Origin of the sequence: Paraburkholderia sp. GAS82 (assembly GCF_050436285.1) — a bacterium.
Lineage (GTDB): Bacteria > Pseudomonadota > Gammaproteobacteria > Burkholderiales > Burkholderiaceae > Paraburkholderia > Paraburkholderia phenazinium_B.
Genome location: NZ_JBNDLX010000002.1, coordinates 157,498 through 169,985, shown reverse-complemented (window position 1 = coordinate 169,985; position 12,488 = coordinate 157,498). Strand labels below are relative to the sequence as shown.

The window sequence follows — 12,488 nt, the reverse complement described above, 5'->3', positions numbered from 1 at the left end:
AAAAGCAAGCCCTAAAGTATAGCAGTGCGGGGCAGGGGCCGCAGGTACAATGCGCGCCATGGAATCCTTCGATATCGCGGTCATCGGCGCGGGCGCGGCCGGCATGATGTGCGCGGCGGTGGCCGGGCAACTCGGCCGCCGCGTCGTGCTGATCGACCACGCGCCGCGCCTCGCGGAGAAAATCCGCATCTCCGGCGGCGGCCGCTGCAACTTCACGAATCTGTACGCGGGACCGGCCAACTACCTGTCGGCGAATCCGCATTTCTGCCGTTCGGCGCTCGCGCGCTACACACCACGCGACTTCATGGCGCTGCTCAAGCGCCATCACGTGACGTGGCACGAAAAGCACAAAGGCCAGCTGTTCTGCGACCAGTCGAGCGACGCAGTCATCGACGTGCTGAAAAACGAGTGCGACGCCGGCGGTATCGCGTGGCGCAGGCCGCTTGCCGTCGAGCAGGTGCGGCACGATGCAACCACGGGCTATACGCTCGATACGCACGCCGGAGCGATCCGCGCTCGTGCGCTGGTGGTGGCAACCGGCGGTCTGTCGATTCCGAAGATCGGCGCGACGGACTTTGCTTACCGGCTGGCCAAGCAGTTCGGCCACAAGCTCATCGACACACGCCCGGCTCTCGTGCCGCTAACGTTTGCGGCAGCCGATTGGGATCCGTTTGCGGCTCTATCTGGCGTCTCGCTCGAGGTGCGGATCGAGACCGGCAGCAAGAAAACCGGTGCGGAATTCGTCGAGGATCTGCTGTTGACCCATCGCGGCCTGTCCGGCCCAGGTGTGCTGCAGATCTCGAGCTACTGGCAGCCAGGTGAGCCGATTCACGTCAATCTGTTGCCTGAGCAGGACGCCGCCGCCGCGCTGCTGGAAGCGAAGACCAGCACAAAACGTCAGATTGCCAACCTGCTCGCCGAATGGGTGCCCGCCCGGCTCGCCCACGTCTGGCTGGAAACGCACCAGATTCCCGCCGACGCGCGCCTCGCCGATCTGCCTGACAAGACGCTGCGCCGCATCGGCGAGGCGCTGTCACGCTGGACGCTTACCCCGAACGGCACCGAAGGCTACCGCAAAGCCGAGGTCACACGCGGCGGGATCGATACGCGCGACCTGTCGTCGACCACCATGATGAGCGCCCGGGCACCGGGCCTGTACTTTATCGGCGAAGCGGTCGACGTCACGGGCTGGCTTGGCGGCTACAATTTCCAGTGGGCGTGGGCTTCCGGCGTGGCCGCGGGCCAGGCCGCCGCAGAGTACGTAAAGGGGGCTTGACGCGGACGTGTCTTTGTGAGAAAGGTTTGCTATAATCCTCAACCTTTACAAAGTTCCGTTATTGCAAAATGACGATCATCCGCGTAAAAGAAAATGAGCCTTTTGAAGTCGCGATGCGCCGCTTCAAACGCACGATCGAGAAGAACGGCCTGCTGACCGAACTTCGAGCGCGCGAGTTTTACGAAAAGCCTACGGCTGAGCGCAAGCGCAAGAAGGCATCGGCGGTGAAGCGCCACTTCAAGCGGCTGCGCAGCCAGATGCTGCCAAAGAAGTTTTACTGATTCTGACGCCGCTGCGGGTCCTACGGAGCGGCGGCACGTAACCGGTGGCGGCGCTAAACGCAGCCCTGTTCGGACAACCTGGCCGTGAGGGCCATCCTGGTCAAGCCGCATCTACTCCGCGAATTCGCGCCAACCCGCTTGAGGAAGCAGTCCCAAGCGGGTTTTTGTGTTGATGCACCGCGCATGGCCAGATCTTTTTACATTCCAACGCATTCAGGTGAGTAATGAGTCTCAAGGATCGGATCAACGACGACATGAAGGCCGCCATGCGGGCCCGCGAAACCGAGCGTCTCGGCACCATCCGCCTGCTGCTCGCCGCGATCAAGCAGCGTGAAGTCGACGAGCGCATCGTGCTCGACGACGCTGCTATCACCGCGGTCATCGACAAGATGATCAAGCAGCGCAAAGACTCCATCAGCCAGTTCGAAGCGGCCGGCCGCACGGATCTGGTCGAGAAGGAGAGCGCCGAGCTCACCATCCTCTCCGCGTACATGCCGGAGCAGCTGTCGGACGCGGAAATTGCAGCCGAAGTGCAGGCAGCGGTCGCGCAAACCGGCGCCGCCGGCCCGCAGGACATGGGCAAGGTGATGGGCGTCCTCAAGCCGAAGCTCGCAGGCCGCGCCGATATGACCGTTGTGTCCGGGCTGGTCAAGGCTGCGCTGGCGAAGTAATTCGGCTTTTCCGGTGTTTTTCGGTCTGTGCGGCCTGCTTCTGGACGGGCTGGCCGCGCAGCCTTCAGGTTTTAAAGGTAGCGCCCCCCACTGTGATTCCGCATTCGTTCCTGCAGGATCTGCTGAACCGCGTCGATATCGTCGACGTGGTCGGTAAGTACGTGCAACTGAAAAAGGGCGGCGCTAATTTCATGGGGCTGTGTCCGTTTCATAACGAAAAGAGTCCTTCATTTACGGTTAGTCCGACTAAGCAGTTCTATCATTGCTTTGGCTGCGGCGCGCATGGCACGGCGATTGGCTTCCTGATGGAGCATGCCGGTTTGACGTTTCCCGAGGCGGTCAACGATCTGGCGCAGTCAGTGGGCCTGACGGTGCCGCAGGAGCCGTCGCCGAATCAGGGCGGTGGGGGCGGCGGTTATGCGCCGGCGGTTTCGAAGGCCGTGACGACGGCGCTGTCCGATGTGATGCAGACCGCATCCGATTTTTACCGCAAGCAGTTGCGCGGCGCGCCCAACGCGATCCAGTACCTGAAAAAACGTGGTTTGACTGGCGAGATCGCACTCCGGTTCGGGTTGGGTTACGCGCCTGACGGCTGGCAGAATCTGGAAACCGCGTTTCCTAACTATCGGGACGACGCGCTGGTGGAGTCAGGTCTGGTGATCGTCAGCGAAAAGGCGGACGCACAGGGCCAGAATCGCCGCTACGACCGCTTTCGCGAGCGGATCATGTTCCCGATCCGCAACGTCAAAGGCCAGGTGATCGGCTTCGGCGGCCGGGTGCTGGACGGCGGCGAGCCCAAGTATTTGAATTCGCCGGAAACGCCTCTATTTAACAAGGGCAGCGAGTTGTACGGGCTGTTCGAGGCGCGTCTGGCGATTCGTGAACAGCAGTACGTGCTGGTGGTCGAAGGGTACATGGATGTGGTCGCGCTGGCTCAATTAGGGTTCCAGAACGCGGTCGCCACGCTGGGTACGGCTTGCACGCCGATTCACGTGCAAAAATTACTGCGTCAGACGGATACAGTGATTTTTAGCTTCGACGGCGACTCGGCGGGCCGCCGCGCAGCGCGCCGGGCGCTCGACGCCTGCCTGCCGCACGCGGCGGACAACCGGACCATCCGCTTCCTGTTCCTGCCCACGGAGCACGATCCGGACAGTTACGTGCGGGAGTTCGGCACAGAGGGATTTGCCGAACAGGTGGAGCGGGCCATGCCGCTGTCGCAGTTCATGCTGAACGAAGTGCTGGCCGGCAAGGAGCTGGACCAGCCGGAAGGCCGGGCGCGCGCGCTGTTCGACGCGAAGCCGCTGCTGCAGGCGCTGCCGGCCAATGCGCTGCGTGCGCAGATCATGCATATGTTCGCCGACCGGCTCGACGTGCCGTTCGACGAGGTGGCGGCGCTATGCGAGGTCGATTCCCGGATCGCCGCGGCCGCGCGCCAGGCGCCGGCCCGCAAAGACCGCCGCAGCGTGACCGGAATCGAGGAAAAAACGCTCCGTAACCTGGTGATGCATCCGCGGACGGTCGCGGTGCTGGACGAGGAGGCCGAGCAGGCGCTGCTGACGATTACGCGCCACAGCGAGCTCTTTGAGGAAGTGGCGACGCACGCCCGCGCGCTCGGCGATGCGGCGGAGTTCCAGTTGCTGTCCGATCTCTTGCGAAACGGCGCTAACGCCCCGACTTTCGAGGAAATCTTTCGCAAAATTCTGGACTATGATGAAAACGTTCGGGATTTGTTGCTGAAGGACCCTACGGATGCGGCCGTTATTGAGGAACGGCGCGAGCAGGAAAGGATTGTCGGTGAAGAGCTGAAGGCCGCAATCCTGAAGATGCGCTATGACGCCTATTGTGAGCGGCTCGAGCAACTTTCGCGGCAATCGAGGCATACCGCCGAGGAATTTGCCGAACTGACGGATCTGAATCAGAAACGGGCTGACATGAAGCGTCAGCTCGGGCTGTAAGAAGGGTGGGCTGAGGCCGAGTGCTACAATAAAAGGTTTTCAGCGGTTTGTTTTCCAGGCAAAAGGCGAAAGGCGATTGCAATGGCAAAGACTACAGGCGGAAAGAAAGGGACAGGCACGGGCTCCGAGGAGCCAACCATCAAGGTCACAGGGGCCAGGTCCGCTTCCTCCGCGAAAAGAGCGTCTGCCGCAAGCGTTACGCCGGATGTGAGGAAGAAATCCTCGACTACTTCCGCCGCGAAAGCGGCGTCGGTGAGTACGGCGAAAGCCGCCACGCCGGTTGCGAAGCGGCCGAGTGCCAGAAGCGCAAGGGAAGCCGTTGCCGCCCAGGACGATGCGGTAACGCGCGAGACTCCAGTATCCACGGTTCCGCCGGCTGTTGTCCAACAGCCGCGAGTCGAGACTACAGCCGGTACGGCGAACTCCATGACGAAAAAGCTGAACGAAGTATCCGTCGATGACGACGCAACCCCGAGCGAGGAAACTACTGCAGCTCCGGGCAAAGGCGAAAAGGCCAAGGCACGCGACCGCCGCGCGAAGGAAAAAGCGCTGCTGAAAGATGCTTTCGCGTCCACCCAGCCTGGCACCGTCGAAGAACTCGAAGAGCGTCGCTCGAAACTGCGCGCGCTGATCAAGCTCGGCAAGGAGCGCGGCTTCCTGACGTACGCCGAAATTAACGACCACCTCCCGGACAACTTCACCGAGACCGAGGCGATCGAAGGCATCATCAGCACGTTCAACGACATGGGCGTGGCCGTCTACGAGCAGGCGCCCGATGCTGAAACGCTGCTGCTGAACGACAATGCCCCGGCGGCTTCGTCTGACGACGAAGTCGAAGAGGAAGCGGAAGTTGCGCTGTCCACCGTCGATTCCGAATTCGGCCGCACCACCGACCCGGTCCGCATGTACATGCGCGAAATGGGTACGGTCGAGCTGCTCACGCGCGAAGGCGAAATCGAAATCGCAAAGCGGATCGAAGACGGCCTGAAGCACATGGTGATGGCCATCTCCGCGTGCCCGACGACCATCGCCGACATCCTCGCGATGGCTGAGCGCGTCGCGAACGAGGAAATCCGTATCGACGAACTGGTCGACGGCCTGATCGACGCCAACGCGGAAGACGCGGATGGCTTCTCCGTGCAGGAAGCGGAAGCGATCGAGAGCGAAGAGGAAGAAGTCGAAGAGGGTGAAGAGGAAGACGAGGAAGACGACGATGGCGCGGCGCAAGCCACGGCCAACGCAGCGCAGATGGAAGCGTTGAAGCGTGCCTCGCTCGAGAAGTTCGCCCTCATCAGCGAATGGTTCGACAAGATGCGTCGTGCGTTCGAGAAGGAAGGCTACAAGTCGAAGTCGTATCTGAAGGCTCAGGAAACGATCCAGAACGAGCTGATGACCATCCGCTTCACCGCGCGTACCGTCGAGCGTCTGTGCGACACGCTGCGTGCCCAGGTGGACGAAGTGCGTCAGGTCGAGCGTCAGATTCTGCATACGGTGGTCGACAAGTGCGGTATGCCGCGTGCCGAGTTTATCGCGCGGTTCCCGGGCAGCGAAACGGATCTCGAGTGGGCCGACAAGATCGTGACGGAAGGTCACGCGTATAGCGCGATTCTTACGCGTAACATCCCGGCGATTCGCGAACAGCAGCAACGCCTGCTGGACCTGCAGGCGCGCGTCGTGCTGCCGCTGAAGGACCTGAAGGAAACCAACCGTCAGATGGCGGCTGGCGAACTGAAGGCGCGTCAGGCCAAGCGCGAAATGACCGAGGCCAACCTGCGTCTCGTGATCTCGATTGCGAAGAAGTACACGAACCGTGGTCTGCAGTTCCTGGACCTGATTCAGGAAGGCAATATCGGCCTGATGAAGGCCGTGGACAAGTTCGAATATCGTCGCGGCTACAAGTTCTCGACGTACGCCACCTGGTGGATCCGTCAGGCCATCACGCGTTCGATCGCGGATCAGGCACGTACCATCCGGATTCCGGTTCACATGATCGAAACGATCAACAAGATGAACCGTATTTCGCGTCAGATTCTGCAGGAAACCGGTCTCGAGCCGGATCCGGCAACGCTGGCGGAAAAGATGGAGATGCCGGAAGACAAGATCCGCAAGATCATGAAGATCGCGAAGGAGCCGATCTCGATGGAAACGCCGATCGGTGACGACGACGATTCGCATCTGGGCGACTTCATCGAAGATACGAACACGGTTGCCCCGGCCGACGCGGCGCTGCATGCGAGCATGCGCGATGTCGTGAAGGACGTGCTGGACTCGTTGACGCCGCGCGAAGCGAAGGTGTTGCGTATGCGCTTCGGTATCGAGATGAGCACCGATCACACGCTCGAAGAAGTCGGTAAGCAGTTCGATGTGACGCGTGAACGGATCCGCCAGATCGAGGCGAAGGCGCTGCGCAAGCTGCGTCACCCGAGCCGTTCTGACAAGCTGAAGTCGTTCCTCGAAGGGAACTGATCGAGGAGCAGCCGGCTACTGATGCGGATATAGGGGCTTTCGGATCGTTTTGCTCACGCGGAGCGGTCACGGAAGCCCCTTTTTCGTGTAGTATGTCGGCCAATCAGCGAATAGGCCCGGCCTCTGTTTAGACCGGGTCTTTTTGTTGGTTTCGCATCATCTCAGGGCCGGACGCCGTGCTGGTTGCAGGCAGCGGACTCATAATCCGCCTCCGAAAGGACACCGTGGGTTCGACTCCCACCCGGCCCACCAAGGCTTTCAGCCGTTTTTCATACTTCGTAGCGACTTCAACGATTCCTTCCAGGCTACACATAGGCTACGGCAGATCTAGCACGCAGCCTGGCCCCACCGACTGTGCGATCATGCTCTTCCCACGATTGCATGCCGCGCCGATGCAGCCGGTCGAATTCCTCGCCGTTCTCAAGAGCCTTCCAGCCTAGCCCGCTGACGGCGACGCACATTGCCTCGCTACTCGAAACCCTCAGACCTATTCTGAGGCGACCCCCGGCATCCTTGTCGAAGTAGCGTGGCATGAGCGACGCCGAACATTCGCCAGGGCGAAGATCGGCAACACTTTATGCCAGATGGATGACTTGGCTTGTCGAATCTGGTCGTGTGTCGCGATGACTTTCGCGCACGGAAGACGTCTGGTTACGAGCGGCGAGCACATGTTCGCATGGGAGTCTATCAATGGAAGCGAAGATCAGGCTGCGCGATATGCAAATCGTCAGGACCGCGAAGGTTTTCAGGGTTCTCGGAACGATCGGTTATAGCCGCCGATTGATAGAAGGAATCGAACGCACTCGCTCAGGAGCCGCGATTTTCGGATGCATGCTGGGATACAGACGCAGCTTCCGAACGCTTGACGAAGCCGAAAGGGCAGTCAGGCCCTATGCGAAAGGAGGCCATGAACATCCCGTAAATTCGGCCTTGCAGTTCGAGCTCAACCAGTTCGAGCTCAACCGCGTGGCCAAACCCAGTGACTACGCCGCCTTCTATTACCTCCGCGACCGGATCCCTTGCATAAAAAAGATATTCGATATGGGGGGCAATGTTGGCAATCTTTACTATCGCTATCGAGATTATTTGCCCCTGAGACCGGACGCAATCTGGACTGTGTACGATCTGCCCGATAATATCCTGCGCGGGCGGGCATTGGCCAGCGAGAAGAACGTAGACAACCTTCAATTTACCGATGACCTGCAGCAGGCCGAAGGTCTTGATTTATTGATTGTGAGCGGGGCTCTTCACTACTTCGACAAACCATTGCCGGAGTTCATTGAAAATATCAAACAACGTCCAAAATATATCCTGATAAATCGATCACCGCTGACAGAAGGTCCAGAATTCGCTGTCGTTCAAGATTATGCGGGAATAATTCGTGTCGCTTGCAAGGTTTACAACCGTTCGAAACTCGTTGCTGATTTCAAGCGCCTCGGCTACGAGGTGCTGGGTGAATGGCAGGCGGCAGAACTCGGGCTCACCGTCGTAGATCGCCCCTCCTCGAGTGTAGGAGCTTATACAGGCCTATGGCTTGAACAGCTGTAGCCGGAAATTGAAAGGGATGTAAGGGCGGACGGCTTCAGCCGTTTAATCGTGAAGGGTTGGGCGGGGTTGCGCAGCCGCCACGCTACAACCGAAGCAGTCAGCCGCTGTTCCGGCTGACGTTGCTGCCTTTTACAGATGGCGAACAGGCCCCTTTGAGGGGCAAGCCATGGAAAGCCACCGGCTCTGACGGTGGATCGTTACTTTTGAGGACCGCTAACTGACACTTCGCACTCTCTCGCAAATCCTGGCGCGATGAGATCGAAAGTTATCCATCAATGGGGGCATCGTTGCAAATCGCCATCGTCATTCCTTGCTACAACGCCTCCGCGTATGTCGACACTACGTTGCAGACGGTAACGTCACAGACGCATGACGAGGTTGAAATCCTGATCGTCGATGACGGCTCATCGGACGATACCGTCTCGAAGGCTCGGGAGCACCTCGAGGGTTGCCGCCATCGGTGGACGATTCTCACGCAGCCCAACAAGGGGGTTAGTGCTGCCCGAAACCTGGGATGGCAATCGACGACAGCAGACTGGATTCAGTTTCTGGATGCCGACGATTTCCTGGCCCCTACGAAACTGCAGCTTCAGTCGATCGCCTGCCGGACTGCTGATCCGGGTGTCGCCTATGTGATGTCGCGATGGGAAGAGGTCATCGTCGAAGGCGATGCTGCGCGAAGGGTTCGCCTCGCCGAGTGCTCAGCGTTTTCTTCACAGCCGAGCGAACTGGAAATTCTCGCCAAGGGACCTCTAATACATTTGGGCCAGAGCGTATTCAGAAGACAATGGATAGCGGATGTGGCCGGCTTCGACGAGAATATCAAGGTAGATGAGGACCAGGACTTTCTGCTAAAGCTCGCAAAAAAAGGCGCAAAGGTTTTGACGGTCGAGAGCGCAGACCCGCTCTTCGCGTGGAGACAGCAACCACACCGCCGTCTTGGGCTCCGGGGAGCGCGCTACAACGCCATAGACCTCACAGAACAATATATGGAGAACTTCTTCAGGATCACTGAGGGACACCGGCATTCTTTAGACATGCTTTCGGAGGACGATCAGGAAATGCTCAAGCAACGCCTCTCGTCATACATGCGGCTGTTGTATCGATACGATATCGGGGCGTTCCGGGCCCGCCTCGCACAACTCGACCAGATGTTCGGACGCTTCCTGCCCTTAAGTCCATCCTATCTCAAGGCATTGTCGCGTTTCGTTGGTTTCGAACGAGCAGAGGATGTCGCCTCAATATACCGGCGTGGCAAAGCCATGGCCGGAGTCGGCGTCGAATAGATTAACTCTGGTCGACCAGACGCGCAAAAACGCGTTGTGATCTAAGGACAGCGGGATTGTGTGGATCCAGTGGCCGATGCCCGGTCTTGTGGCGGCGCCTGGTTCTCCATGAAGGGCCGTATTTCTGCGAACGGGGCTGGCTCCTTCAACAAAGGCTGATTCTCGCCTAGCAAAAAGCGGGTGAAGAATGCAACAACATAGCGATTGATCTCGGACCAGGTCTTCGCCCTGTTGATTGCAGTTTTGTCGAATGCGGCCTTCCATGGGGGCTTCGCGAGCTTGTCCGCGAAATCATCATGTACCGTACCCTTTACCGTGAAGGTCCAGTTGTTCGGGAGCGTGGCCTGGCGAATCTGGTGCGCAACTGACTCGACCGTCAGCACCGAGTTGATCCGCGTGGCGAAGTCACTATGCAGGAGTTCCTCGCAAGTCGGATAGGTCCAACCACTATAGAACATCATGTAAGGCACCTCGACATTGCCGCGTTCAGGGCGCCCATACAAGGAGCCGTCAAAATTCACGACGGCCTTGATGCGTCGATCGTCGCTACTCATCTGCGCTGCCGTCGCGCCCCCGAACGAGAACCCGACGGCACCGACCTTCGCCATATCCAAACGTTGTCCAAACACCGGAATATTCTGAAATGCGTCGATGATGGCAGAGCCCGATTTCGCCGCCAGTTCAGCCCGGAGGGCTGCGACGGGGCGATAAGCCTCGAAGCTTTCCATCGAATCGCCGGGGATCTCCGATGCCTGAGCTGTGCCCTCTCGTCCGGGAAGACGAGGGGCGTGCACGATGTCGTCCACCGTAGCGACGATGAAACCATGGCTCGCCAGGTTTGCGGGCGTAAATGTGCTCTGTTGGCGAACACTGAACCATGATGGGAAGTAAATGATGAGGGGATATTTAGCACGGGCTTCGGACAGCTTTCCATTTCGCGTGAACGGCGGTGAGGTAGGATGTCCGACTGCTGCGACCCATCGCAGAATTGAGCGCCCCATGCCATCGCCGGGCGCCTGTGCGGGGTACCAGATGTCGACCGGAAGCGAAGGGCCGTCGCTCCCCGTTTTCACATCAACACTGGCGAAGCCGACGGCATAGGGCCCCTCCAACCGGGGCCTGTCCGTGTCGAGGAAAATCACGGCACGGATCATTTCCTTCGGGTCGACAAGCCCTGCATACCAGGCGACGCCAATCACCGCCGCGACCACGAGCGCGACAAGACCGGAAGCGGCAAGAGCCCAAGAAGAAGGCGTTCCAGAGATCATGTGGATGCCTCGTCGCTGTTAGAAACCTGGGGAAAGGGACGTGTCCATGTCGATTCCAGGGGAAGCTTCCTCCGCGATGGCCTTATTGGTGCAAGCGTCGCCGATCGATTCTATCAACTGTTTACTCTTGGCCGTTGGCGCTTCGGTGGTTCGGTCCGGAATGCTCCATCGCGACAGAAGCCTGCATCCAAGGGCGTCTCGTGCCCGATCCAAATCTGCAATTGTCGTCACTTGGCAGGGAATGCGGCCGCGCCCTAAGGATTCAAGCGTGCAGAAAGCGCTGCCCTTGGAAATGGCACCCTTGGTATTTGACACCCAGATCACCTCCGAGATCCGTGTGGTAAGCCACCCTCGGCGTTTGAAGTCCATCATGAAGAACATTACCGGTCAATCGAAGGAGTGGACAGTCGAGAACGCCTCGACATTCATCACGGCCATGTCTTCATTGTCCGCAGTTGAGCTGCGGCCAATGCTGACCCGGAGTCGCTTGAGGAGGTAGTCGATGTGGCGCCCGAGACTCCAGATGTACTGCCCGTAGCCGGCTTCGTGCCAGACGCCGTGCCGGATGCATCACTACTTGCATCCGTTGTTGTGGAGGTGCCCTGCGCGGAGTTTGACGCGGCATTGCTCGAAGAAGGGGTATTCGTCGTCGGTAGGGGAACGAGTCCCGTAGTGGTTACGTTTCCGTTCACAATCATTGTCGGCTACCTGAAGGGAGAGGACACCAGGATATCGGCAGATTGCTGTACTTTCTTTAGCGCTGCACGGATACGGTGAAGGCTTTCGTCCAGACCGACGTGCGTTTCACGTGTCTCCCACAAGGGAAGACCAACGGGAGGCTCTTGCCGTGCGCCGGCAGAAACCTAGGCCGTTGCACGGCGTTTCAGGAAGCTTGGGGGATGGCCATAGAACTTCTTGAAAGCCTGCGCATAGGAGCCTTCTGTGGCATACCCTACTGCCAGCGCAACGTCGAGCTCCCGCATGCCAGCCATGTGCATTTCAAGAGCCCTTGTCATCCTCACGTGATTGCGCCACTGCTGGAAGGCCATACCCGTTTGCGCCAGAAAAAGTCGCTGTAGTGTTTTGGTGCTGGCGCCAACCTCGACGGCCCAATCCTCGAGCGACTTTTCGATGGAGGTGTCTCGTTCGATTGCCCTGCAAATAACGCCAAGCTTCTTGTCTTCAGGAATGCGAACGGATGAGCCGGTTCGCGGGGCTCGCACGATTTCGTCCACGATGACGTACGCGCGCCGCATCTTCTCGTCAGCCGTCAGATTGCTCTCAGGCCACAACGACACATCGATTATGAGTTCACGAAGCAGCGGGGTGAGAATGAAAACCCCGCACGTCCCGCGCGAGCAAAAGTCGCTATCGATGTAAAGGCTGTGATATCGGAATCGACGGTCCAGAAACACCGCGTGCGACTCTCCAGCAGGTAGCCACGCCGCACGGTCGGGTCCCATCCGCACGATGCCGCTGCGTGTCTCCAACAGCATGGGACCGTGCTGTGCGAAAACCAGTTGTCCGCATGCGTGCACATGCGCCTCGAAATCCACCGCGTCTCCCTCGCGAATCACCGCGCTGACAGGAAAGTTATCGCGACGTACCGCGAGAAGTGGCGGATTCGGTTGCATCGGTTGTCCTGTTTTGAATGGATTGTGACCTATGTTAGAGGGTGCCTGCCTGGCCCGGGAGCTTACATTGGTACTTCACAATTCTAGTGGAGAAAAAAAT

9 protein-coding genes and 1 tRNA gene are annotated in these 12,488 nt (G+C 59.2%); 8 read left to right on the top strand and 2 right to left on the bottom strand.

Annotated features, from left to right (window positions below):
• Positions 1 to 58: 58 nt before the first annotated feature.
• The 8 genes from P3T17_RS07135 (at position 59) to P3T17_RS07100 (ending at position 9,486) form a co-directional block, all read left to right on the top strand.
• A complete protein-coding gene (locus P3T17_RS07135; RefSeq protein ID WP_429405708.1) occupies positions 59 to 1,276 on the top strand; it encodes an NAD(P)/FAD-dependent oxidoreductase in 1,218 nt (405 codons plus the stop codon).
• Between the two features lie 68 nt (positions 1,277 to 1,344).
• Positions 1,345 to 1,557 (top strand): 30S ribosomal protein S21, encoded by a 213-nt coding sequence (gene rpsU / locus P3T17_RS07130; RefSeq protein WP_074266548.1) that lies wholly within the window; start codon positions 1,345 to 1,347, stop codon positions 1,555 to 1,557.
• 224 nt (positions 1,558 to 1,781) lie between these two features.
• A complete protein-coding gene (locus tag P3T17_RS07125) occupies positions 1,782 to 2,228 on the top strand; it encodes a GatB/YqeY domain-containing protein (RefSeq protein ID WP_429405706.1) in 447 nt (148 codons plus the stop codon).
• Positions 2,229 to 2,320: 92 nt separating this feature from the next.
• Positions 2,321 to 4,186 carry a DNA primase gene (gene dnaG, locus P3T17_RS07120; RefSeq protein ID WP_429405704.1) on the top strand — a complete coding sequence of 622 codons (1,866 nt, stop codon included), beginning with the start codon at positions 2,321 to 2,323 and terminating at the stop codon, positions 4,184 to 4,186.
• A gap of 81 nt (positions 4,187 to 4,267) precedes the next feature.
• The gene (gene rpoD / locus P3T17_RS07115) at positions 4,268 to 6,652 is read left to right on the top strand and encodes an RNA polymerase sigma factor RpoD (RefSeq protein WP_074266545.1); all 2,385 of its coding nucleotides are present in this window, start codon (positions 4,268 to 4,270) and stop codon (positions 6,650 to 6,652) included.
• Between the two features lie 164 nt (positions 6,653 to 6,816).
• Positions 6,817 to 6,904, top strand: a tRNA-Ile gene (locus tag P3T17_RS07110).
• A gap of 438 nt (positions 6,905 to 7,342) precedes the next feature.
• A complete protein-coding gene (locus tag P3T17_RS07105; protein ID WP_429405703.1) occupies positions 7,343 to 8,200 on the top strand; it encodes a methyltransferase, TIGR04325 family in 858 nt (285 codons plus the stop codon).
• 287 nt (positions 8,201 to 8,487) lie between these two features.
• Positions 8,488 to 9,486, top strand: a complete 999-nt coding sequence (locus P3T17_RS07100; RefSeq protein WP_429405701.1) for a glycosyltransferase family 2 protein — start codon at positions 8,488 to 8,490, stop codon at positions 9,484 to 9,486.
• Positions 9,487 to 9,527: 41 nt separating this feature from the next.
• On the opposite strand, the gene P3T17_RS07095 is transcribed toward P3T17_RS07100, so the two are convergent.
• Positions 9,528 to 10,754 carry an alpha/beta hydrolase family protein gene (locus P3T17_RS07095; RefSeq protein ID WP_429405699.1) on the bottom strand — a complete coding sequence of 409 codons (1,227 nt, stop codon included), beginning with the start codon at positions 10,752 to 10,754 and terminating at the stop codon, positions 9,528 to 9,530.
• Between the two features lie 863 nt (positions 10,755 to 11,617).
• The gene (locus P3T17_RS07090; RefSeq protein WP_429289404.1) at positions 11,618 to 12,388 is read right to left on the bottom strand and encodes an AraC family transcriptional regulator; all 771 of its coding nucleotides are present in this window, start codon (positions 12,386 to 12,388) and stop codon (positions 11,618 to 11,620) included.
• Between the last annotated feature and the right edge of the window lie 100 nt (positions 12,389 to 12,488).

Excerpts from the sequence above, each read along its gene's own strand:
- rpsU (WP_074266548.1), top strand. The coding sequence starts at position 1,345 with ATGACGATCATCCGCGTAAAAGAAAATGAGCCTTTTGAAGTCGCGATG.
- rpoD (WP_074266545.1), top strand. The coding sequence starts at position 4,268 with ATGGCAAAGACTACAGGCGGAAAGAAAGGGACAGGCACGGGCTCCGAG.
- P3T17_RS07090 (WP_429289404.1), bottom strand. The coding sequence starts at position 12,388 with ATGCAACCGAATCCGCCACTTCTCGCGGTACGTCGCGATAACTTTCCT.
- P3T17_RS07135 (WP_429405708.1), top strand. The coding sequence starts at position 59 with ATGGAATCCTTCGATATCGCGGTCATCGGCGCGGGCGCGGCCGGCATG.
- P3T17_RS07095 (WP_429405699.1), bottom strand. The coding sequence starts at position 10,754 with ATGATCTCTGGAACGCCTTCTTCTTGGGCTCTTGCCGCTTCCGGTCTT.
- P3T17_RS07125 (WP_429405706.1), top strand. The coding sequence starts at position 1,782 with ATGAGTCTCAAGGATCGGATCAACGACGACATGAAGGCCGCCATGCGG.
- P3T17_RS07105 (WP_429405703.1), top strand. The coding sequence starts at position 7,343 with ATGGAAGCGAAGATCAGGCTGCGCGATATGCAAATCGTCAGGACCGCG.